Origin of the sequence: Allobosea sp., assembly GCF_048595345.1 — a bacterium.
Lineage (GTDB): Bacteria > Pseudomonadota > Alphaproteobacteria > Rhizobiales > Beijerinckiaceae > Allobosea.
Window position 1 is genome coordinate 1 of record NZ_JBMDWH010000055.1, and the last position, 22,114, is coordinate 22,114.

17 protein-coding genes are annotated in these 22,114 nt (G+C 69.0%); 8 read left to right on the top strand and 9 right to left on the bottom strand.

Translation table 11 applies throughout. The features are described 5' to 3' along the window. Nucleotides 1-277: 277 nt before the first annotated feature. The 7 genes from recQ to mutS form a co-directional block, all read right to left on the bottom strand. Entirely contained in the window at nt 278-2,113 is a 1,836-nt protein-coding gene (recQ, locus tag ACOJTB_RS06040) for a DNA helicase RecQ (protein WP_420101617.1), read from the bottom strand. 38 nt (nt 2,114-2,151) lie between these two features. Next, nucleotides 2,152-3,276 carry a DNA replication/repair protein RecF gene (gene recF / locus ACOJTB_RS06045; RefSeq protein WP_420101618.1) on the bottom strand — a complete coding sequence of 375 codons (1,125 nt, stop codon included), beginning with the start codon at nt 3,274-3,276 and terminating at the stop codon, nt 2,152-2,154. 13 nt (nt 3,277-3,289) lie between these two features. Continuing rightward, complete coding sequence (gene dnaN / locus ACOJTB_RS06050) at nt 3,290-4,405, bottom strand: DNA polymerase III subunit beta (RefSeq protein WP_420101619.1); 1,116 nt, start codon at nt 4,403-4,405, stop codon at nt 3,290-3,292. Between the two features lie 172 nt (nt 4,406-4,577). Continuing rightward, the gene (gene dnaA, locus ACOJTB_RS06055) at nt 4,578-6,041 is read right to left on the bottom strand and encodes a chromosomal replication initiator protein DnaA (RefSeq protein ID WP_420101633.1); all 1,464 of its coding nucleotides are present in this window, start codon (nt 6,039-6,041) and stop codon (nt 4,578-4,580) included. 838 nt (nt 6,042-6,879) lie between these two features. Beyond that, nucleotides 6,880-7,146, bottom strand: a complete 267-nt coding sequence (gene rpsT, locus ACOJTB_RS06060) for a 30S ribosomal protein S20 (RefSeq protein WP_420101620.1) — start codon at nt 7,144-7,146, stop codon at nt 6,880-6,882. A 193-nt stretch (nt 7,147-7,339) separates the two neighbouring features. After that, nucleotides 7,340-8,320, bottom strand: a complete 981-nt coding sequence (locus ACOJTB_RS06065) for a threo-3-hydroxy-L-aspartate ammonia-lyase (protein ID WP_420101621.1) — start codon at nt 8,318-8,320, stop codon at nt 7,340-7,342. A 130-nt stretch (nt 8,321-8,450) separates the two neighbouring features. Continuing rightward, nucleotides 8,451-11,177 (bottom strand): DNA mismatch repair protein MutS, encoded by a 2,727-nt coding sequence (gene mutS, locus ACOJTB_RS06070; protein ID WP_420101622.1) that lies wholly within the window; start codon nt 11,175-11,177, stop codon nt 8,451-8,453. A 101-nt stretch (nt 11,178-11,278) separates the two neighbouring features. Between mutS and ACOJTB_RS06075 the strand changes: the two genes are divergently transcribed. From ACOJTB_RS06075 to ACOJTB_RS06090, 4 genes are all read left to right on the top strand, one after another. Beyond that, nucleotides 11,279-13,099 (top strand): methyl-accepting chemotaxis protein, encoded by a 1,821-nt coding sequence (locus ACOJTB_RS06075; RefSeq protein ID WP_420101623.1) that lies wholly within the window; start codon nt 11,279-11,281, stop codon nt 13,097-13,099. Nucleotides 13,100-13,217: 118 nt separating this feature from the next. Next, on the top strand, nt 13,218-15,503 hold the full coding sequence (locus tag ACOJTB_RS06080) for an NADP-dependent malic enzyme (protein WP_420101624.1): 2,286 nt from the start codon (nt 13,218-13,220) through the stop codon (nt 15,501-15,503). A gap of 235 nt (nt 15,504-15,738) precedes the next feature. After that, nucleotides 15,739-16,326 carry a hypothetical protein gene (locus tag ACOJTB_RS06085; RefSeq protein WP_420101625.1) on the top strand — a complete coding sequence of 196 codons (588 nt, stop codon included), beginning with the start codon at nt 15,739-15,741 and terminating at the stop codon, nt 16,324-16,326. A 136-nt stretch (nt 16,327-16,462) separates the two neighbouring features. Beyond that, nucleotides 16,463-17,437, top strand: a complete 975-nt coding sequence (locus tag ACOJTB_RS06090) for a lysylphosphatidylglycerol synthase domain-containing protein (RefSeq protein WP_420101626.1) — start codon at nt 16,463-16,465, stop codon at nt 17,435-17,437. Nucleotides 17,438-17,459: 22 nt separating this feature from the next. On the opposite strand, the gene ACOJTB_RS06095 is transcribed toward ACOJTB_RS06090, so the two are convergent. Continuing rightward, complete coding sequence (locus ACOJTB_RS06095) at nt 17,460-18,212, bottom strand: hypothetical protein (RefSeq protein WP_420101627.1); 753 nt, start codon at nt 18,210-18,212, stop codon at nt 17,460-17,462. 231 nt (nt 18,213-18,443) lie between these two features. On the opposite strand from ACOJTB_RS06095, the gene ACOJTB_RS06100 reads away from it, so the two are divergent. Beyond that, entirely contained in the window at nt 18,444-19,070 is a 627-nt protein-coding gene (locus tag ACOJTB_RS06100; RefSeq protein ID WP_420101628.1) for a glutathione S-transferase family protein, read from the top strand. Nucleotides 19,071-19,213: 143 nt separating this feature from the next. Further along, the gene (locus ACOJTB_RS06105; protein ID WP_420101629.1) at nt 19,214-20,452 is read left to right on the top strand and encodes a multidrug effflux MFS transporter; all 1,239 of its coding nucleotides are present in this window, start codon (nt 19,214-19,216) and stop codon (nt 20,450-20,452) included. A gap of 142 nt (nt 20,453-20,594) precedes the next feature. Here ACOJTB_RS06105 and ACOJTB_RS06110 read toward each other — a convergent pair whose 3' ends face one another. Then, entirely contained in the window at nt 20,595-20,804 is a 210-nt protein-coding gene (locus tag ACOJTB_RS06110) for a cold-shock protein (RefSeq protein WP_420101630.1), read from the bottom strand. A gap of 228 nt (nt 20,805-21,032) precedes the next feature. Between ACOJTB_RS06110 and ACOJTB_RS06115 the strand changes: the two genes are divergently transcribed. Beyond that, entirely contained in the window at nt 21,033-21,719 is a 687-nt protein-coding gene (locus ACOJTB_RS06115; protein WP_420101631.1) for a fumarylacetoacetate hydrolase family protein, read from the top strand. An 83-nt stretch (nt 21,720-21,802) separates the two neighbouring features. Beyond that, the coding region (locus ACOJTB_RS06120; RefSeq protein ID WP_420101632.1) for a dihydrodipicolinate synthase family protein at nt 21,803-22,114 on the top strand (312 nt) is incomplete at its 3' end.

A 22,114-nucleotide genomic window follows, 5' to 3' on the forward strand; every position in this document is an offset into this window, starting at 1 on the left:
GCCGTCATCGGTGTCGCCGATATACATGCCCGGCCGCTTGCGGACCGCGTCCAGCCCCTTGAGAACCTTGATGGAATCGGCGCCGTATTCGTTGGGCTGGGCGCTGAGCGCGGCATCGGTCATGAAGCGGTTCCTGAGCGGGCGAGCAAGCGCCCGCGATCCTCTTGATTCGAGGGGCCACTATAGCCGCTGACGATGGCTTTTTCACGCGCCCTCGCGTGCGTGCGCGTAGAGGGGCGTTTTCACCTCGCTCCTCGGACTGAAGATGCGCCTCGGCCTACCCCGCGAATTCCCCGATCGCCTCCAGGAAGGCCTCGCCATATTGCGTGAGCTTGCGCTCGCCGACGCCGTCGATGCGGCGCATCTCGTCCAGCGTCGCCGGCCGCTCCCGCGCCATCGCGATCAGGGTGCGGTCGGTGAAGATGATATAGGCCGCCACGCCCTCCTCCCGCGCCAGCGAGAGCCTGAGCTTGCGCAGATGCTCGAACAGCCCGGCCGTGCCCTCGTCGAGCCCGTCGGCGCGCGCCGCCTCGCGCTCGGAGCGCCGCGCGCGCGGCACATGGGTGTCGGCCCTGAGCGCGATGCTCTCGCGACCGAACAGGATGTCCTCCCCCTTCGGCGTCAGCCGGAAGCCGCCATGCTCGTGGCTGGCTTCGGCCAGCGCGTCGGCGGCGAAGAGCTTGCGCGTCAGCGCCATCCACGAGGCTTTGGGCTTGTCCTGCCCCACGCCGAAAGTCTTCAGCCCGTCATGGTTCTGGCGCCGCACCGCTTCCGTCGCCGAGCCGGTGAGGATATCGGCGAGATGGCCGGCGCCGAAGCGCTGCCCGGTGCGGATCACGGCCGAGAGCAGCTTGCGCGCATCGAGCGTGACATCGGCGAGCGCGGGCGCGCCCTCGCCGCACAGATCGCAGCGCAGCGGCGCCTGCCCGTGCCGGCAGGGAGCGACCTCTTCGCCGAAATAGGCCAGCAGCGCCGAGCGGCGGCACAGCGCGTTCTCGCACAGATCGATCATGGCGTTGAGCCGCTTGTGCTCGATCGCCCGGCGCTCCTCGTCGATCGCCTTCTCGTCGATCTGCCGGCGCCGCAGCGCCATGTCGTCGGTGCCGTAGAGCGTCAGCGTGTCGGCCGGCAGACCGTCGCGTCCGGCGCGGCCGATCTCTTGGTAATAGCCCTCGATCGAGGCCGGCATGTCGTGATGCACGACGAAGCGCACATCCGGCTTGTTGATGCCCATGCCGAAGGCGATCGTCGCGCAGACCACGACGCCGTCCTCCTGCAGGAAGACGTCCTGGTTGCGGTTGCGCTCGGCCTGGTCCAGCCCGGCATGATAGGGCAGGGCGTTCCAGCCCTTCTCGCGCAGCCCCTCGGCGAGCCGCTCGGTCTTGCTGCGCGAGGCGCAATAGACGATGCCCGAGCCGCCGCGATGCCGGCGCAGGAAATCGTCGATCTGCCGCCGCGGCTGGTCCTTCGGCGCGAAAGCGAGCTTCAGGTTCGGCCGGTCGAAGGAATGCACCACCATATGCGGCGGGGCGGGGAAGAGCTGCTGGGCGATGTCGTCGCGCGTCTGCCTGTCGGCGGTGGCGGTGAGCGCGGTGACCGGGACCCCGCCCAGAGCCTCCCGCGCCTTGGCGAGCAGCCTGTATTCGGGCCGGAAATCATGCCCCCATTGCGAGACGCAATGCGCCTCGTCGATGGCGAGGCGCGTGACGCCGAGCCGCTTCAGCCGGCCGACGAGCCCGTCCCCGGCCAGCCGCTCCGGCGAGACGAAGAGCAGGCGCAGGCTGCCGGAATTCAGCAGATCCCAGGCCTGCGCCGCCTCCTGCTCGCTGTTCATCGAATTGAGCGAGGCGGCCGGCACCCCGGCGCGCACCAATTGCCCGACCTGGTCGCGCATCAGCGCGATCAGCGGCGAGACCACGAGCGTCAGCCCGCCCGCCACCAGCGCGGGCAGCTGGTAGCACATGGATTTGCCCGAGCCCGTCGGCATCACGGCGAAGACATCTTCGTCGGCGAGCGCGGCCGCGATCACCTCCCACTGGCCGGGGCGGAAATCATCATAGCCGAAGGCGGATTTCAGGACCGCGCGGGCCTCTGATTCGCGGGAGGAGGACATGGGGCCGGGTGTGCCGCAGGAAAGCGGCGGAGGCCAGCCTATTCGCTGATCGCCCTGCCAGCTTCCACCAGAACCCGCTGCGAGCCCACTGGCAGATCGCCGAACAGCGCGGCATCCGCCCCGGTCATCCAGACCTGGCAGCCCAGCCCGGTAAGCCCTTCATAGAGCGCAGCGCGCCGGCGTGGGTCGAGATGGGCGGCGATCTCATCCAGCAGCACGAGCGGCCTGATCCCGCTCATCGCCGCGACGAGCCGGGCATGGGCGAGGACGAGCCCGATCAGCAGCGCCTTCTGCTCGCCGGTCGAGCCCTGGCCGGCCGGAATGTCCTTGGGCCCGTGGCGGACCTCGAGGTCGGAGGCCTGCGGCCCCACCAGCGTGCGCCCGGCGGCCTTGTCGCGGGCGCGGCCCCGCCGCAGCAGGTCGCGATAGCCATCCTCCGCATCGAGGGCCGGCAGCCGCGCCACCAGCTCGTCGATCTCGCCCGAGAGCGCGATCATGGCGTGGGGGAACGGCGATCCGTCCTCGCGGGTCTCGCCGATGATGCCGCTCAGCCGCGCCACGGTCTCGGACCGCGCCGCCGCCACCGCCACGCCGAGCTCGGCGATCTCGCGCTCGATCGCGTCGAGCCATTGGCCCTGGCCGGGACTTTCCTCCAGAATGCGGTTGCGCGAGCGCAGCGCCCGTTCCAGCGCGCTGGAGCGCGTGGCATGGCCGGGATCGACCGCCAGCACCAGCCGGTCGAGAAAGCGGCGCCGGTCGCCGGCCGCCCCGCGAAACAGCCCGTCGAGATCCGGTGTCAGCCAGACCAGCCGCAGATACTCGCTGAAGGCCAGCGCCGAGCCGGCTGCCTCCCCGTCGATGCGGGCGAGCCGCGCCCGCCGGCCTTCCGCATCGGGAGCCGACAGCCCGACGCCGAGCCGCCCCGCCTCCCCGGCGAGCGTGACCGAAACCGCGAAGGAGCCATCGCCGCCCTGACGGGCCATGGCCGGCAGCTCGGCGCGGCGCAGGCCACGGCCCGGAGCGAAGAGGGAGAGCGCTTCGAGGAGATTGGTCTTGCCGGCCCCGTTCTCGCCGATCAGCGCAACGATGCGGCCCCCGATCGTCAGATCGAGGGCCTCGTAGGAACGGAAATCCTGCAGGATCAGCCGTGAGACGGCTGTCACGAGCGGAAAGCCCTCACACCCGCATCGGCATCAGGACATAGAGCGCGGACGCGCCCTCGCGATCCTGGATCACGGTCGGCGAGCCGGGATCGGCGAGCTTCAGCAGCGCGGTGTCGCCGTCGAGCTGCGCGGCGATATCCATCAGATAGCGGGCGTTGAAACCGATATCGAGCGGGCTCGCCTCGTAATCGACTTCGATTTCCTCGGTCGCGGAACCGGAATCGGGATTGGTGACCGACAGCGTCATGCGCCCATCCGCCATGGAGAGCTTCACGGCCCGGCCGCGCTCGGACGAGATGGTCGAGACGCGGTCGACGGAGGCTGCGAAATCGCCCTTGTCCACGGTCAGGCGCTTGTCGTTGCCGCTGGGGATGACGCGCTGGTAATCGGGGAAGGTGCCGTCGATCAGCTTGGAGGTCAGCACCACGGCGGCGGTCGCGACGCGGATCTTCGAGCCGGACAGCTCGACCGCGACCTCGCTCTCGCCATCCTCGAGCAGCTTCTGGATCTCGGCCACGGCCTTGCGCGGCACGATCACGCCCGGCATGCCGACCGAGCCCTGCGGGGCGGCGGTGTCGACGCGGGCGAGCCTGTGCCCGTCCGTCGCGACGGCGCGCAGCACCGGGCGGCCGTCCACGTCGATCGTGTGGAGATAGATGCCGTTGAGATAGTAGCGCGTCTCCTCGGTCGAGATCGCGAACTGCGTCTTGTCGATCAGGCGCTTGAGCTCGCCGGCCGGCAGCACGAAGCGATGCGCCATCTCGCCGGCGGTGATGTCGGGGAAGTCGCTTTCCGGCAGGGTCTGGAGCTGGAAGCGAGAGCGGCCGGAGCGCAGCACGAGGCCGGTGTCGCCGGTCGTCTCCAGCGAGACCTGCGCCCCGTCGGCGAGCTTGCGGACGATGTCGTAGAGGGTGTGGGCCGGGACGGTGGTGGCGCCGGGCTCGGCCGCGTCGGCCGGGATCGTCTCGACCACCTCGATATCGAGGTCGGTCGCCTTCAGCCGCAGCCCGCCTTCACCGGCGCTCAGCAACAGATTGGACAGGATCGGGATCGTGTTGCGGCGTTCGACCACGCGATGCACGTGGCCGAGCGACTTGAGCAGCGTGGAACGTTCGACCGTGACCTTCATGATGGGCTAGTCTTCTGGCGCTGGTCGCCCGGACGGGACCGTCCGGGCCGGAATGAGTGGCCGGCGACATTGCAGGACCGGCGCGATGCACGCAAGAGCGTGCGCCGCCGCGATCACAATCATCTGGCCGCCGGGCCGCGGCCCGGCGCGCCGGATCGTCGGTTCGGCCCGCTCACTCCTGCAGCATGCGCTTCAGCAGGTCGACCTCGTCATGCAGCGAGCGGTCCTCGCCGATGGCCTTCTCGATCTTGCGCACGGCGTGCAGCACCGTGGTGTGGTCGCGCCCGCCGAAGCGGCGGCCGATCTCGGGCAGCGAGCGCGGCGTCAGCGACTTGGCCAGATACATGGCGATCTGGCGCGGCTTCACCACCGCGGCGGTGCGCCGCTCGGAGAGGATATCGGCGCGGCTGACATTGTAGCGCGTCGCGACGAGCTTCTGGATGTCCTCGATCTTGACGCGGCGCGGCTCGCGGGTGCGGACGAGATCGCGGATCGCGGCCTCGGCCGTCTCCAGCGTCACCAGCTGGCCGGAAAGCGTGGCATGGGCCAGCAACCGGTTGGCGGCGCCGTCGAGATCGCGGCCATTGGTGGCGACGACGCGGGCGACATAGGCGACGACGTCGGGGCTCACCTGGAAATTGGGATGAGTGTTCTGCAGGGCGCCCAGCCGGCTGCCGAGAATGGTGGCGCGCAGCGCCTCGTCGAGCTCCCCGACCTCGACCACCAGACCGCCGCCCAGCCGCGAGCGGATGCGCTCGTCCAGCGCCTCGAGCTCGCCGGCGAGCCGGTCGCCCGCCACCACGATCTGCTTGCCGGCATCGAGCAGCGCATTGATCGTGTGGCCGAATTCCTGCTGGATCGACTTGCCCTGGATGAACTGCACGTCGTCCACGACGAGCAGGTCGATGCCGCGCAGCTTCTCCTTGAAGGCGAGCGCCGTCTGCGACTTCAGCGCGGCGACGAAGCCGTACATGAAGCGATCGGCGGTGAAATAGGCGACGCGCTTGCCCTGGGCGCGCGCTTCCTGCGCGATCGCCTGCAGCAGATGCGTCTTGCCGAGGCCGACGCCGGCATGGAGATAGAGCGGGTTGTAGGGGCTCTGGCCGGCCGGCGCGGCGGCGATGCGCTCGGCCGCCGCGAAGGCGAGCTGGTTGGACTTGCCGACGACGAAGCTCTGGAAGGTCATGCGCCGGTCGAGGCCGGTGCCGCAGGCATCGACGCTGTCGGCCTCCATGGCGCTCGCTCCCGCCGCCGGCAGGTCGGCGGCGCCGTCCGTCTTGGCGGGGGCGGCCGGGCTCGCGGGCCGGCTGCGCGGGGGGGGCTCCGCCAGCGGAGCCGCGGCCATGTCGCGGGCGACCTGGCGCACGGAGAGAATGACGCCGTTCGGCGCGGGCAGCTCGGCGGCGCAGTTCAGGCGCAGCCGCTCGGCGTAATGCGCCTCCAGCCAGCTCTTCAGGAAGCGGGTGGGCACGGTCAGATAGGCGACGCCTTCGAGAATGCCGGCCAGCTCCAGCCGGGCGAACCAGCTCGAGAATACATCCTCGCCGAGCTCGGCACGCAGGCGGCGCCGCACGCGCTCCCAGGCCTCCTTGGTGGAGGGCTCGCCGGCTCCGGCCGGCGCCGCATCGTCCACCATCGTCACCACCACTGCCGTTCTGTCGAGGCTGTCACCGAAATCATGCCGCTCTAACATCAATGGCCCCAATCGCTTGAAAAATGCGCGCCTTTCGAAGGGCGGCGCGCGAGCGGCCACCTTTCCCGGCGCTGTTGTCCGGTTAAAAGGGCTCCCTTTCCGCACAACCTCGCGGCGGTGCGGATGGTGGATCCCGATCCTGTCGATTACGCTTGAAAGGCTCGCCCTTGGACGATGCCGGACTTCATCTCAACACATCAAGACAAAGAACCGCATCCTCCAACCTCCATGGTCGCGAGCCTGAACACCGCTAATCTTTGGAAACCGCCGCCGCGGTCATTGCTGTCCGCCCGGCGATGAAAAGACCTTACAGGGCGGGCTCGGGCGCCTGCAATATCCCCTCCCGCCCACCCCGCCGATTCCGTCCCCCGCCTCCCACCGCTTTGGCTGTGCGAAGCGTGCAAAAGGTTGGGGAATTTAAGATTTTCTTGAACCTCTGCGGCCCCGCGCGCCGCGAATCTTTTTTTTCGTTGGGGCTCGATCCCCGCCATGGAGTCGCCGGGATTCCGCCCGCCAAACTGCTTTGCCCGCTAACGTAATGAAAAACAAAGCCTTTTCATGAGCGGCGGCGGGGGGCTCCGAGGCCTGTTTCGCGCCCCGAAACGACTGCCTGAGTCAAGAGCGCAAGGGTGTGGAAAGGCTCATGAATCGGCTTGAAAAGCGCGTCCGGATCATGCTTCGCGCGCTGTTGCGCACCCGCAACAGAGGCCTGCTAGCCAACGAAAAAACCCGGCCGCGAGGGCCGGGTTTCGAATGCGTCGCAATGCTGGAAAAAGGCCGCTCAGGAGGCCAGAGCGCTGACGCGATGGGCGAGGCGCGAGACCTTGCGGGAGGCGGTGTTCTTGTGAACCACGCCCTTCTGCGCGGCGCGCATGATTTCCGGCTGGGCGGCCTTCAGGGCCTCGGCAGCGGCGCTCTTGTCGCCGGCGGCGATCGCCTCCTCGACCTTGCGCAGGAAGGTGCGCATCCGCGAGCGGCGCGCCTTGTTGACCTCGGTGCGGCGGGCGATCTTGCGCGTAGCCTTCTTGGCCGACGTCGTATTGGCCATCGAAACGTCCTCGTCTTCAACGCGCCCGCGTGCCTGGCATTATTGCCGGCCGCTCTGGACGCTTCTTGATGGAAAAGCGGGGCGGCGGCCGAGCTTGCGCAGGCCGCCGCGAGTGGAGGGGCTATAATCGCTCGCCGGCTCGACGTCAACGCCGGATTGCTGCCGGCTCTCGAAACGGCGCAGGCGTCCCGTTTCAGGCGGCGGGCGCGAGGAAGCGCGCGAAGCTCGCCAGGTCGACATTGCCGCCGCTGATGATGACGCCGACGCGCTTGCCCGCGACCGGCACCTTGCCGGTGAGGGCGGCAGCGGCGGCGAGGCACCCCGTCGGCTCGACCACGAGCTTCATCCGTTCGGCGAAGAAGCGCATCGTCTCGACGAGTTCGGCATCGCTGACGGTGACGATGTCCTCGACGTCGCGCTGGATGATCGGGAAGGTCAGGTCGCCGAGAAAGGCCGTCTGCGCACCGTCCGCGATCGTCTTGGGGACACCGATCTTGACGATCTGGCCCGAGCGCAGCGATTGCTGCCCGTCATTGCCGGCCTCCGGCTCGACGCCGAAGACGCGGCAGTTCGGATTCAGCGCCTTGGCGGCCAGCGCCGCTCCGGCCAGCAATCCCCCGCCGCCGAGGCAGACGAACAGCATGTCGAAGGGCCCGGCATCCTCGATCAGCTCCTTCGTCGCCGTCCCCTGGCCGGCGATGACCTCGGCCTGGTCGTAAGGCGGGATCAGCGTCAGCCCGCGCTCGGTGGCGATGCGGTTCCCGATTTCGAGACGGTCCTGGCTGTAGCGGTCATAGCGCACCACCTGCCCGCCATAGCCCTGCGTCGCCTCCACCTTCGCGCGGGGGGCGTCCTCCGGCATGATGATCGTGGTCGGCACGCCGAGCAGCTTGCCCGCATAGGCGATCGCCTGGGCATGATTGCCGGAGGAGAAGGTCAGGACGCCGGCTTTCTTCCGGTCGGGCGACAGCGCGGCGATGGCGTTGTAGCCGCCGCGGAACTTGAAGGCGCCCATCCGCTGCAGGTTCTCGGCCTTGAAGACGAGGCTCGCCTCGCTGCGCCGGTTGGCGGTGGCCGAGGACAGGGCCGGGGTGCGATGCGCGACGCCGGCGAGGCGCTCGGCCGCCGTGAGGACGTCGGCATAGGTGGGCAAGGTCGGCGGGACGGCGGTCATGATCGGGTTCCAGGCTCGAGAAGCGGGTCATGGTGGCGGCATGCGGGGTCCCGGTTCAAGTCAAAGATCGGCGCCCCAGCCATGCGTGGCGGTGATCGGTCGGAAAACGGGGCGAGCGAGGCCGTGCGCCTCAGCCCAGCCGCTTCAGCCGGTAGAGCGCGTCCAGCGCCTCGCGCGGGGTCATCTCGTCCGGGTCGAGCCCCGCCAGCGCCTCGCGCAGCCCGTCCGGTGCGTCGGTGGCGGGTGCCGGCGCGGCCCGGCGCTGCGGCACGGCGAAGAGCGGCAGATCGTCGATCAGCGAGGCGGCGGGCTTTTCGCGCTCGGTCTTCTCCAACTCGCCGAGAATGGCTCTGGCCCGCTCGACCACCGCCGGGGGCAGCCCCGCGAGCTTGGCGACCTGGATGCCGTAGGAGCGGTCGGCCGCGCCGGGCACCACCTCGTGCAGGAAGACGACTTCGCCCTTCCATTCGGTGACGCGGACGGTGGCGTTGGCGACGCGCTCCAGCCTTTCGGCGAGCGCGGTCAGCTCGTGATAATGCGTCGCGAACAGGCTGCGGCAGCGATTGACCTCGTGCAGATGCTCGATCGCCGCCCAGGCGATCGAGAGCCCGTCGAAGGTGGCGGTGCCGCGGCCGATCTCGTCGAGGATGACGAGCGCGCGCGGGCCCGCCTGGTTCAGGATCGCGGCGGTCTCGACCATCTCGACCATGAAGGTCGAGCGCCCGCGCGCCAGATCGTCGGCGGCACCGACACGGGAGAAGAGTCGGTCGACGATGCCGAGATGAGCATGCTCGGCCGGGACGAAGGCACCCATCTGCGCCAGCACGGCGATCAGGGCGTTCTGCCGCAAAAAGGTCGATTTGCCGGCCATGTTCGGACCGGTGATCAGGCAGATGCGTCCGCCCTTGCCCTCGGCCCCCGGCGCCGAAAGCTCGGTGTCGTTGGCCACGAAGGGCTTGCCGTCCCGCTTCAGCGCCGCCTCGACCACCGGATGGCGACCGCGCGTGATGGTGAAGGCGCCGCTGTCGTCGACCAGCGGCCGCGTCCAGCCTTCGCTGGCGGCAAGCTCGGCGAGAGCGGCCGCGACGTCCAGCTCCGCCAGTGCCTGCGCGACCGCCTGGATCGGCTCGATCTGCCCGAGTACCAGCCCGGCGAGCCGCGCGAAGATCGCCAGCTCCAGCTTGAGCGCGCGGTCCGCTGCCGAGGCGATCTTGGCCTCCAGTTCGCCGAGTTCGACCGAGGTGAAGCGCATCGCGTCCGACATCGTCTGGCGGTGGACGAATGTGGCGCGCCAGGGCTCCTTGAGGAACTCCTCGCCCATCGCCTGCGGCACCTCGACGAAATAGCCGAGCATCGCATTGTGCTTGATGCGCAGCGTGCGGCAGCCGGTCTCGGCGGCGTAGCGTGCCTGCAGCTGCGCGATCACCTTGCGCGAATCGACCTGCAACAGGCGCAACTCGTCCAGCGCCGGATCATGGCCCTCGCGCACGAAGCGCCCGTCGCGGCGCAGAAGCGGCAGCTCTTCCGCCAGCGCCTGCGAAAGCTGCGCGGGCAGATCCGGATCGCTCGCCCCCAGCGCGCGCATGGCCCGGCCGATCTCGGCCGGCAGGTTGCCCGCGCGCACCAGCATCGCTGCGATGGCGCGCGCGGCCTCGAGCCCCGCGCCGAGGGCAGCCAGATCGCGCGGCCCGCCCCGATCCAGCGAAAGCCGCGCCAGCGCCCGCGCGATGTCCGGCACCTTGCCAAGCGCGCCGCGCAGCTCCTCGCGCAGCCCGGAATTGCCGATCAGCAGTGCGAGCCCGTCATGCCGGGCGGCGATGGCCGCCGGGTCGGTCAGCGGGCCGGCCAGCCGCTCGGCCAGCAGCCGCGTGCCGCCGGGCGTCACCGTGCGGTCGATCGCGGCGAGCAGGCTGCCCTGACGCTCGCCGCCGAGCGTGCGGGTCAGCTCCAGATTGGCGCGCGTCGCCGCGTCGATCAGCATGGTGGCCGAGCCGGCATCCCGCACCGGCGGCGAGAGCGGCGGGCGTGCGCCCAGCTGCGTCCGCTCGACATAGGCGAGCGCCGCCCCCGCCGCGGCGATCTCGGCGCGGCTGACGGCGCCGAAGGCGTCGAGCGTCGCGACGCCGAAAAACGCCTTCAGCCGTCGCTCGGCCGAGGCCGCGTCGAGCCCGTCGCGGGCGAGCGGCGTCACGGGCGCGGCGACCTCGCGCCAAAAGTCCTTCAGCTCCGGGTCGTCATGGATCGCGTCGGGGCAGACGATTTCGCGCGGCTCCAGCCGCGCCAGTTCGATCGCCAGCCGGTCCTGCGGCGTCTCCATCACGGTGAAGCGCCCGGTCGAGATGTCGATGGCCGCCAGCCCGTAGAGGGAAGCCGCCTCGCCGGTCCGGCGCCGCGCCACCGCCAGCAGCAGGCTGGCCCGCCCCGGCTCCAGCAGGCGCTCCTCGGTGATCGTGCCGGGCGTCACCAGCCGCACCACGTCGCGCTTCACCACCGATTTGCCGCCGCGCTTCTTGGCCTCGGCCGGATCCTCGGTCTGCTCGCACACCGCCACGCGATGGCCGGCCGCGATCAGCCTCTGGAGATAGTCGTCGGCCCGCTCCACCGGCACGCCGCACATCGGGATGTCGTCGCCCTGATGCTTGCCGCGCTTGGTCAGCACGATGCCGAGCGTGCGCGAGGCGATCTCGGCATCGCCGAAGAACAGCTCGTAGAAATCCCCCATGCGGTAGAACAGCAGGCAGTCCGGATTGGCCGCCTTGATCTCGATATATTGCGCCATCATCGGCGTGACGCGCTCCGGCGCAACCGGCGCGGGGCTGGCCGGGAGAATGGCGTCGCTGGGAGGGCTTTGGAGCATGGGCCGGGCAAGCTAGCAAAAAGCGCGCCCGAGGCCACCCGTTAGGAGAGCTTTCAACAATTGAAAGCATGGTGTGGTCTAACGTAACGTTATGTTGACTTATGCAGCTCCTGCGCCATCTCATCGACAGCCTGTCGTTCGTGCTGCTCGCGGCTCTCGTGCTGACGGCGGTGCTTCACCGTCTGGGGCAGTTTCCCCGCTTGCGATCGGTGGTGATCGGACTCGTCTTCGTGGCGGCAGGGCTCTGCAGCATGGCCGATGCCTGGGTGATCGCAGAGACGCGCATCGACGCGCGCAACGCCTGCACGATGCTCGCTACGGCGCTGGGGGGCCCCGTGGCGATGCTGCTGACGGCAATCCCCTTCGCGATCTACCGATATGAGCTGGGCGGCAGCGTCTTGCCGGGAATCATCAGCATCGCTCTCAGCGGCGCGGCGGGGCTGTTCGTTTACCTGCGCGCGCGGCGACAGCACCGGGCGCTGAGTCAGCAGGACGTCATCTGGCTGGCGGCGGCTTCCACGGTGATCATGCTCGTCCCGATGCCGGTCCTGTCGCCGCGTGTCGACGTCCTGGAGCTCGCGACGGCGATCGCAGCCGCCTCGGCGAACGCCTTCGGGGTGCGCTACGGCGGTCTCGTCGTCCTGCACGACGCAGAGCGGCGGGAGACGGCCTTTCGGCTCTCGGCGCTGATCTCTCATGTGCCGGGCATGCTCTACCAGCGCATCGTCTCTCCCGACGGCACGACGCGATACCAGTTCGCGTCCTATGCGCTCGACCGGCTGCTGGGCGTCGCCAGGGCCGATGTCGAACGCGATCCCGAGACTTGGCTTTCGCTGATGGTGCCGGAGGATCGCCGGCGCCTCGCCGAGGCGATGGAGCGCCAGGACCCGCTCGCGACCCATTGGCATTTCGAAGGGCGTTACATCGCACCCGGCGGTGGCGTCATCTGGTTGAGAACGGAGGCGGCCAGGCGCAATCTCCCGAACGGCACCGTGATCTGGGACGGCCTTCTTCTGGACGTCACCGACGAACGCTCCCTGTCCGGCCGCAAGCAGCAGCTCGAAGGCGAGCGGAGCAAGGCGCTGGCTGAACTCGCTTCGGATCTCGAGCGCAGCGTGGGGGCCGCGCTCGGCGAGGTGTCCCAATCGGTGCATGCGATGCAGGATGCGGCGGCGGAGATGACCGCCAGTGCGGACAAGACGACGGATCGTGCCGAAGAGGTGACCGCTCAGGCCGAAATCATGTCGAGCCGCGTCGGCAAGGTGGCGCGGGCGGCCGAGGAGATCGAGGTCTCGATCCGCGACCTGACGGGCGAGATCGCGCTCGCGGACCAGACCGCGCGCGAGGCCGCCCGCTATGTCCGCGACACGCGACGGGACATCGCCGGCCTCAGCGAAGCGGCCGACAAGGTCAGCGCCGTGCTCCGCTTCATCGAGGACATCGCCACCCGCACCAATCTTCTCGCCCTGAACGCGACGATCGAGGCGGCCCGGGCCGGGGCGGCCGGGCGCGGCTTTGCGGTGGTGGCGGGGGAGGTGAAGAGCCTCGCCGAGCAGACGCAGACCGCGACGCGCGACATCGCCGAGACGCTGGTCGGCATTCACCAGGCGGCGGGCAAGACCACGGAGGCCATCGAACGGATCGAGCAGACCGTCAGCACGATCGAGCAGACCTCGGGGGCCATCGCAGGTCTGGCCCAGCGCCAGTCGGGGATCGTCTCCGGCATCGCCTCCGACGCCCAGCTCGTGGCGGGTGGCACCAGCGCGGTCAGCATGAGCATCGCCGCCGTCGGCAGCGATGCGCGCGTCACGGGCGGTGCTGCGTCCCGCCTCGCCACCGCCATCGCCAAGGTCGACGAGCAGACCGCGGCGCTCGACAGCTACGTGGCCGATTTCGTCGGGGGCGTGCGCCGCCGCATCTGACCTGTCCATGCTGCAGCGAAGGCGTGGGCCCGTCGGTCCGACGTCGCTTCTTGTGGTACCGCCTCGCCGTGCCCTATGGTCGCACCCCCGAGGAAACGCCAAGAAGAAGACGCCTGCCATGACCGACCGCCCGACCAACAAGCGCGCCCGTCCGACCTTTACGGACCAGGAGGCGCTGCTGTTCCACTCGCAGGGACGGCCAGGCAAGCTCGAGGTCGTGGCCACGGTGCCGATGGCGACGCAGCGCGACCTGTCGCTCGCCTATTCGCCCGGCGTCGCCGTGCCGGTGCATGCCATCGCCGCCGACCCCAGCCGCGCCTACGACTACACCGCCCGCGCCAATCTGGTCGCCGTGATCTCGAACGGCACCGCCATTCTCGGCCTCGGCAATCTCGGCGCGCTCGCCTCCAAGCCGGTGATGGAAGGCAAGGCGGTGCTGTTCAAGCGCTTCGCCGACGTCGATTCGATCGACCTCGAAGTCGACACCGAGGATCCGGACAAGTTCATCGAGGCGGTGCGCTATCTCGGCCCCTCCTTCGGCGGCATCAACCTCGAGGACATCAAGGCGCCGGAATGCTTCATCATCGAGCAGCGCCTGCGCGAGCTCATGGATATTCCCGTCTTCCATGACGACCAGCACGGCACCGCCATCATCGCCGCTGCCGGCCTGATCAACGCGCTCGACATCACCGGCCGCGACATCAAGGACACCCGGCTCGTCATCAACGGCGCCGGCGCGGCCGCCATCGCCTGCATCGAGTTGTTGAAGGCGATGGGCTTCAAGCCCGACAACGTCATCCTCTGCGACACCAAGGGCGTGATCTATCAGGGCCGCACCGAGGGAATGAACCAGTGGAAATCCGCCCATGCGGCGGTCACCGACCGGCGCACGCTGGCGCAGGCGCTGGAGGGGGCGGACGCCTTCTTCGGCCTGTCGCAGAAGGGCGCCGTCACGCCCGAGATGGTCGCTTCCATGGCACCGAACCCGATCATCTTCGCCATGGCGAACCCCGATCCGGAGATCACGCCGGAGGAGGTCCATGCCATCCGCGACGATGCGATCATGGCGACGGGCCGCTCGGACTACCCTAACCAGGTCAACAACGTCCTCGGCTTCCCCTTCATCTTCCGCGGCGCGCTCGACGTGCGCGCCACCACCATCAACATGGAGATGAAGATCGCCGCGGCCGAGGCGCTGGCGATGCTGGCGCGCGAGGACGTGCCGGACGAGGTCGCCGCCGCCTATCAGGGCTCGCGCCCGCGCTACGGCAAGGATTACATCATCCCGGTGCCGTTCGACCCGCGGCTGATCCAGGTCGTGCCGATGGCTGTGGCGAAAGCGGCGATGGATTCCGGCGTCGCCGGCAAGCCGATCGTCGACACCAAGGCCTATCAGGCGCAGCTCTCGGCCCGGCGCGACCCGATCGCCGGCACGCTGAACCGCATCTTCGAGCGCGTGCGCCGCTATCCCAAGCGCGTCGTCTTCGCCGAGGGCGAGGAGGAGCAGGTCATCCGTGCCGCCGCCTCCTTCGTCAATCAGGGGCTCGGCCAGGCGATCCTCGTCGGCCGCGACGAGCGCATCCAGGAGACCGCCGCCTTCCTCGGCGTCGATCTCGAGGGCAAGGGCATCGAGATCCACAATGCCCGGCTCTCGCACCGCAATGCGAATTACGCGCAATATCTCTATGAGCGGCTCCAGCGCCACGGCTATCTGTTCCGTGACTGCCAGCGCCTGATCAACCAGGACCGCAACCACTTCGCAGCGGCCATGGTCGCGCTGGGCGATGCCGACGCGATGGTGACGGGCGTGACCCGCAACTATTCGATCGCGCTGGAGGAGGTTCGCCGCGTCATCGACGAAAAGCCTGGCCACCGGTTGATCGGCGTCTCGGTGGTGATCTCGCGCGATCGCACCGTGCTCGTCGCCGACACCGCGATCACCGAGATGCCGACCGCGCAGGAACTCTCCGAGATCGCGATCGAGGCCGCCGGCGTCGGCCGTCGCCTGGGCTATGAGCCCAAGGTCGCGATGCTGGCCTTCTCGACCTTCGGCCACCCGGCCGGGGAGCGTTCGGAGAAGGTGCGTCAGGCGGTCTCCCTGCTCGACGCGCAGCGCGTCGATTTCGAGTATGACGGCGAAATGGCCGCCGATGTCGCGCTCAACCGTGATCTCATGGGCCAGTACCCGTTCTGCCGGCTCTCGGGACCGGCGAATGTGCTGGTCATGCCGGCGTTCCACTCGGCTTCGATCTCGACCAAGCTGCTGCAGGAACTGGGCGGCGCCACCGTCATCGGCCCGCTGATCGTCGGTCTCGACAAGCCGGTGCAGATCGTGCCGCTCGGCGCCAAGGACACCGATATCGTCAACATGGCGGCGTTGGCGGCCTTCAATATCGGCGGCTGAGCCGCGCGGCGGCAGCGGACCGCGCATCGCGGTCCGTCCGTTCATGTCGAGTTCAGCAGGGCGTCGCCAGCCTTGGCGTCAAGCCGGTCAACCGGCATGTGGGGGTGGCTGCGCCTGGGCTCTGTCGAGCCCGGCGACATGGGGGAGAAGGGCCGCGCGCGTCGTGGCCCCGCATCCGCATGCGGCTCGTCGTCCCGGCATGCGGTCCGGCCCCGACGCCACAGGAGCCGCCGCCATGACGACCCCCGCCGCCGCCGCGCCGATGAACATCTGGAACGTCCATTGGGATCTGGACGTCGCGCAGTGTCCCTGCGACGTCCATTTCGTCGAATGGCTGGAGGCGGAGGGGCTCTCGGGCAAGCGCGTCTTCCATTTCGGCACGGGCGGCCATCATTATGTCGGCCTGCGCTGCGCCGAGCCCGCGCTCGCCTGCACGGTCCTCGGGATCACCGCCTCGCCGCCCGAATACGAATCCTTCGTGACCCTGGCGACGGCCAATCCGGCGCTGACCAAATCCTACAGCGCCTATTTCGGCGATATCTACACCAGCAATCCCCGGCTTCTGCCGCGCTTCGACATCGTGACCCTGTTCCATGCCTGCGAGTTCCGCACGCCGGCCAACGATGCCTATGGCGCGTTGACCGACCGGGAGGTGATGGATCTCTTCACCGCCCAAACGGATGCGGGGGGGTATCTCCTGTTCTACACCGGCTCCTTCGCCTATGCCTCTGCCGAGCCGCTGATCGCGGACTGGGCCGCGGCCGGCCTCGTCGAGGAGCTGGCCCCGTTCCGGACGCTGCGCATTTTCCGCAAGCGAGGCTGACGGCGCGGCACGCGGCCCGCCTTGCGCCTTGTGAATCGGGCCGCAGGCGCTATGTCTGCGGCAGTGGCTTGCGAAGGCCGCTGCCTGCAATCGGCGCCGCCGCTCCGGATCCGGCGCAAAACCGACAAGAGATCGCATGTCTTTCGGCCCGCACGAGCCAGGAACGGCCCTGCGCAGGCGCAGTCGCTGGTGGTGGCTCGGACCGCTGGCGAGCATCGCCATCTTCGGCGCCTCGCTCGCGGTGCTCTGGCACATCATCGGGCAGATGAACCCGGACGATCTGTCGGGCGCTTTCCGCAATGCCAGCCTGCGCCAGCTCGGCCTCGCCTGCGCCTTCACCGCGCTGAGCTATCTCCTGCTGACCGGCTATGACGCGCTCGCCCTGAAGCGGCTGGGGCTCTCGATCCCCTATCGCACGACGGCGCTCGCCTCCTTCACCAGCTACTCGGTGTCGTTCACCCTCGGCTTCCCGATCGTGACCGGCGGCACCGTCCGCTACTGGATCTATGCGCCCAAGGGCATCCGCCCCTCCGAGATCGCCAGCCTCACGGTGATCGCGGGCCTCACCTTCTGGCTGGGGCTCGGCGCCATCCTCAGCGTCAGCCTATTCTATTCGGCCGATGCGGTGGCCGCGCTCGCGCGCACCTCGCCGCTGGTGGTGCATGGCGTGGGCGCGCTGATCGCCGCGGCGATTCTGGCCTATCTCGTCTGGGTCGCGACGGATGAGCGCACGCTGCGGGTCAAGGGCTGGAACCTGCATCTGCCGGGCCTCGGCATCACGCTCGGCCAGATGATGCTGGGGGCCTGCGAGGTCTGCGCCGCCGCGGCCGTGCTCTTCGTGCTTCTGCCGGGAGGCTACGGCCTCGAATACCCCGCCTTCCTGGCCGCCTATATCTTCGCCTGCCTGCTCGGTATCGCCAGCCATTCGCCGGGCGGCCTCGGCGTCTTCGAGGCGACGATGCTGGTGGCGCTGAACCGCATCCCCTTCGAGCAGGTGCTCGGCGCGCTGCTGCTGTTCCGGGTGATCTATTACCTCCTGCCCTTCATCCTGGCGCTCGTCCTTCTGGCGCTGAACGAGATGTTCCGCCGCATCAGGGGGAGCGACCGCTGAAGGATGGCTCGCGGCTCCTCGATCACTTGATCGCGAGGATGATCAGCAGGAAGGCCATCAGCACCAGCAGCTGACGAAGGCTCCAATTGATCCGGCCGAGCGCCTCGACGGTCTCCTCGTTCTCGCCCTCATCCGCCTCGGCGGCGGCTGGTTCGGGCGCCGGCGTTGGGTTCGCCTCGGCAGGAGGCGTGGCCGGCTCCGCGCGCGCCGGTGGCCGCCATTCCAGGGTCTCGACGAAGCCGCGGGCCGGTGCGCTCGCCTCGCCCTGCGGCGCCAGATAGCGGTCGACCGGCCGATCCGCCGGGCGGTCCCGATCCGCCTCGCGGATCCACAGATCCATCGTGGCTCGCAGGACGAGCCCGTCCGCCAGCCCCGCCAGCAGGTCCGCCTTCAGCGTGTCGAACACCGCCGCCGGCAGAAAGGCTTCGGCGAAGGCGCGATCCTCTCCCTGCGCCTCGCTCCAGCCGATCACCAGCAGCAGCCGGGCCTCTTCAGCGGCCGTCGCGAGCGGGCGCAGGCTCAGCCGCAGCCGGGTCGCGGTACCCTCGCGCCCGATGCGCCGCAGCCCGCCATCGACGAAGCGGGCCTCGGCCTCGATCCGGCGCTTGTCCTCCAGCCGGCCGCCGCCGCTGCCGAAGCCGCCGACGAACTGCAGGGCCTCCGCCTGCAGCGCCACGGGCCGGGAGAGATCCTGCACATAGGCGGCGGGAATGCCGTCGAGTGTCATGCGCCCGTCGGCGATGGTGACGCCGCGCGCCGGGTGTGATTCGTCCATGCTCATGCTCTGCTTCGCAGTGAGGATAGCAGCCCGCGGCGGGAAGGTCAGGCCATGCTGCTGACAGGGGCGTGCCGCGCCGGCAGGCAGGATGCCCCTACCCCTCGCGTCCTTTCGGCCGCGAAGGCGATGGGTTATCCCAGGCGAGGGCGCCGGCCGAGCCGAACCGGCCGTTCCCAGGCCCTTCGGCTGCGATGGTCCGGCGATTGTGACGCCGCTCGGGAGGGTGCCATGGAAGACCTCATTCTCTATTCCAACCCGATGTCGCGTGGGCGCATCGCCCGCTGGATGCTCGAGGAGGTCGGCGCGCCCTATCGCGTCGAGATGCTGGCCTATGGCGAGGCGATGAAGAGTCCGGCCTTCCGCGCCATCAATCCGATGGGCAAGGTGCCGACGATCGTCCATTCCGGCGCGGTCGTGACCGAATGCGCCGCCATTTGCGCCTATCTCGCCGATGCCTTTCCGCAGGCCGGGCTGGCGCCGGCACCGGCCGATCGCGCCGCCTATTATCGCTGGCTGTTCTTCGCCGCCGGGCCGCTCGAGGCGGCGGTGAGCAACAAGGCCTTGGGTGTCGTGCTCCCGCCCGAGCGGGAGCGCATGGTCGGCTACGGCAATTACGCGCTGGTGCTGGACACGCTGGAAACGGCTCTGGCGGGGCGGGACTTCATCGCGGGCGATCGTTTCACCGCCGCGGATGTCTATGTCGGCGCCCATCTCCAATGGGGCTTGCAGTTCGGCTCGATCGAGAAGCGCCCGGTCTTCGAGAGCTATGCCGAAAAGCTCGCGGCACGCCCGGCGGCGATGCGCGCCACCGCGCTCGACGACGCCGAGGCCGCTGCGATGCATCGGCCCGGCTGAGCACCCGCGCCGCGTGTGGCGCATGGCGAGCCGCACCTCTGCGGCTTGTCTCCCGGCTCCCGCGTCTTTAGAAGTCGGGGCATCGACAAGGGGGTATCGCCCCTTTCTGCGCCGTTTTTGCGCAGCCCTTTGCAAGTTTTGCCATGAACGACATGACAGCCAGCGTCCGGCCGCGCCACGGCATGGGCTTTTATCCTTTCGTCGCTCTCACGGCCGCGCTGATGGCGACGAACGCGCTCGCCATCGATTCCATGCTGCCGGCCCTGCCGGAGATGGCGCAGGCGCTCGGCATCGCCGAGGCCAATCAGCGCCAGTGGATCATCACCGCCTATCTGCTCGGCTTCGGCGTCTCTCAGATCTTCTACGGCACCATCTCGGACCGCTATGGCCGCCGGCCGGTGCTGCTGGCCGGCCTGTCGGTCTATATCCTCGCCAGCATCGCCGCGGCCTTCGCCGGCTCCTTCGAGACGATGATGATCGCCCGCATCGTCCAGGGCATCGGCGCCGCCGCCACCCGCGTGCTCGTGGTCTCCATCGTGCGCGACTGCTATTCCGGCCGCGAGATGGCGCGGGTGATGTCGCTGGCGATGATCGTCTTCCTCGCCGTGCCGATCCTGGCGCCCTCGATCGGCCAGGCGATTCTCTGGCTCGCGCCCTGGCGCTGGATCTTCGGATTGCTGACCAGCTTCGGCGCCGCGGTGATGCTGTTCGTGCTGTTCCGGCTGCCGGAGACGCAGCGGCCGGAAGACCGCAAGCCGATCGACGTCGCCAGCGTCTCGGCGGCCTTCCGCACCACGCTGACCAACCGCGTCGGCGTCGGCTACATGCTGGCGATGGCCTTCGTGCTGGGCGGGCTGTTCGGCTTCATCAATTCGGCGCAGCAGGTCTTCGTCGACGTCTTCCATAGCCCGGAGCTGTTCACCACCATCTTCGCCGGCATCGCCATGTTCATGGCGGCGGCCTCGCTGGTGAATTCGCGCATCGTCGGGCGGCTGGGCATGCGCCGGGTCTCGCATGGCGCGCTGATCGGCTATATCGGCTTCACCGGCGCCCATGCCCTGGTCGCGCTGTCGGGCCATGAATCGCTCGTGAGCTTTACGCTGTTCCAGGGGGCCGCGATGTTCTGCTTCGGGCTGATCGGCCCGAATTTCGGCGCGCTCGCCATGGATCCGCTCGGCCATGTCGCCGGCACGGCGTCCTCCGTCCAGGGCTTCGTCACCACGGTGGTCGGGGCGTTGCTGGGCTTCTTCATCGGCCAGCATTTCGACGGCACCATCGTGCCGATCACGCTGGGCTTCGCCCTGTGCGGCCTCGTTGCGCTGGCGATCGTGCTGGTGGTGGAGCGGGGCCGGCTGTTCAATCCCGCGCCCGGCCGCAGCTGAGCGGTCGCAACTTCGCGCCATCTATCCGCCGCCTTCGGCGGCGGATACGCCCGGAATCGTCTTCAGCCGAAGCGTTCAGGATTCGCCATGGCCCGGGGCGCGATATCGCCGCCGCTCGCGCTCCCGCAGGGGGAAAGGTCGCTTACGCGACCTTGAGGTTCACCGCCGCATTCTTGCCGGTCTTGCGATCGGGCTCGAGGTCGAAGCTGACCTTCTGCCCTTCATTGAGGCCCCTCAACCCCGAACGCTCGACGGCGCTGATATGAACGAAGACGTCGCTTCCGCCCTGGTCGGGCGTGATGAAGCCGTAGCCCTTGGTCTCGTTGAACCACTTCACGGTTCCCGTGCTCACTTGCATTCCTTCCGGTCTTCCAACTGCCGGATCAGCCCGGCCATCGACAATCTAGGGGGCAAATCGTTCCGGTTGCAACGATGCACTGCACAACGCCCGCGCGCGTGCGGCAGGTGACGCTTCGTCCTGACGGCGATGCAGCCCCGTCCGCGCTCGCAAGCCCTTGCGATCGCGGCGGCTCTCCCGCATGAACGCCGACAGCCCAAGCTGAGCTGCCGAGGAAGCGCCATGAGCCAGTATGTGATCGATCCACCCGCCATCGTGTCGGTTCCGGTGGCCGGCGGCGGCGCCTTCCCGGTGCGCCGCGTCTTCTGCGTCGGGCGCAACTATGCCGAGCACACCCGCGAGATGGGCGGCGATCCCGATCGCGAGGAGCCGTTCTTCTTCACCAAGCCGGCAGATGCGCTGCTGATCAACGGCGCCGACATGCCCTATCCGACCAAGACCAAGGATCTTCACCACGAGATGGAGCTGGTGGTCGCCATCGGCACGGGCGGCCGCGACATTCCCGAAGGCGAGGCGCTCGCCCATGTCTATGGCTATGCCGCCGGGCTCGACATGACCCGCCGCGATCTGCAGAACGCCGCCAAGAAGGCCGGCCGTCCCTGGGACATGTCGAAGGGCTTCGACTGGTCGGGCCCGATCGGCGAGATCGTGCCCGCCGGCCAGTCCGGCCACCCCGCCGCCGGCAAGATCGAGCTCACCGTCAACGGCGTCGTGCGCCAGACCTCCGACCTCGCCAAGCAGATCTGGAATGTCGAGGAGACGATCGCTTACCTCTCCGGCCTCGTCGAGCTGAAGCCCGGCGACCTGATCTTCACCGGCACGCCGGAAGGCGTCGCCGCCGTCAGCAAGGGCGACGTGCTGGAAGGCGAGATCGCCGGCGTCGGCACGGTGCGCACCCGCATCGCCTGATCCGCACGAACCTCACCCGTCATCCCGGACGAGCCGCGTAGCGGCGCCGATCCGGGATCCATCGGAGGGAACTGCGCTCTACGATGGATCCCGGAACACCGCTGCGCTGCGTCCGGGATGACGGCGAGGATGTCACCGACGTCGACCCATTCCATCTGAAAGTCACCACCATGAGCCTGACTGCCGCCGCCTCCGGTGTGTTCCCGATCGCGCCGACGCCGTTTCTGCCGGACGGCTCGGTCGACTGGGCCTCCACGGAGAAGCTCTTCGCCTTTTATGACGCGATCGGCTCGGATGGCACGACGGTGCTCGGCATCATGGGCGAGGCGCCCAAGCTCGAGCCGGAGGAATCGGTTCGCATCGTCGAGGCGGCGGTGGCCGGCATGCCGGGCAAG

Excerpts from the sequence above, each read along its gene's own strand:
- ACOJTB_RS06085 (WP_420101625.1), top strand. The coding sequence starts at position 15,739 with ATGACGACCCCCGCCGCCGCCGCGCCGATGAACATCTGGAACGTCCAT.
- ACOJTB_RS06115 (WP_420101631.1), top strand. The coding sequence starts at position 21,033 with ATGAGCCAGTATGTGATCGATCCACCCGCCATCGTGTCGGTTCCGGTG.
- ACOJTB_RS06075 (WP_420101623.1), top strand. The coding sequence starts at position 11,279 with ATGCAGCTCCTGCGCCATCTCATCGACAGCCTGTCGTTCGTGCTGCTC.
- recQ (WP_420101617.1), bottom strand. The coding sequence starts at position 2,113 with ATGTCCTCCTCCCGCGAATCAGAGGCCCGCGCGGTCCTGAAATCCGCC.
- ACOJTB_RS06105 (WP_420101629.1), top strand. The coding sequence starts at position 19,214 with ATGAACGACATGACAGCCAGCGTCCGGCCGCGCCACGGCATGGGCTTT.
- ACOJTB_RS06100 (WP_420101628.1), top strand. The coding sequence starts at position 18,444 with ATGGAAGACCTCATTCTCTATTCCAACCCGATGTCGCGTGGGCGCATC.
- ACOJTB_RS06090 (WP_420101626.1), top strand. The coding sequence starts at position 16,463 with ATGTCTTTCGGCCCGCACGAGCCAGGAACGGCCCTGCGCAGGCGCAGT.
- ACOJTB_RS06080 (WP_420101624.1), top strand. The coding sequence starts at position 13,218 with ATGACCGACCGCCCGACCAACAAGCGCGCCCGTCCGACCTTTACGGAC.
- dnaN (WP_420101619.1), bottom strand. The coding sequence starts at position 4,405 with ATGAAGGTCACGGTCGAACGTTCCACGCTGCTCAAGTCGCTCGGCCAC.
- mutS (WP_420101622.1), bottom strand. The coding sequence starts at position 11,177 with ATGCTCCAAAGCCCTCCCAGCGACGCCATTCTCCCGGCCAGCCCCGCG.
- rpsT (WP_420101620.1), bottom strand. The coding sequence starts at position 7,146 with ATGGCCAATACGACGTCGGCCAAGAAGGCTACGCGCAAGATCGCCCGC.
- ACOJTB_RS06095 (WP_420101627.1), bottom strand. The coding sequence starts at position 18,212 with ATGGACGAATCACACCCGGCGCGCGGCGTCACCATCGCCGACGGGCGC.
- ACOJTB_RS06065 (WP_420101621.1), bottom strand. The coding sequence starts at position 8,320 with ATGACCGCCGTCCCGCCGACCTTGCCCACCTATGCCGACGTCCTCACG.
- dnaA (WP_420101633.1), bottom strand. The coding sequence starts at position 6,041 with ATGGTGGACGATGCGGCGCCGGCCGGAGCCGGCGAGCCCTCCACCAAG.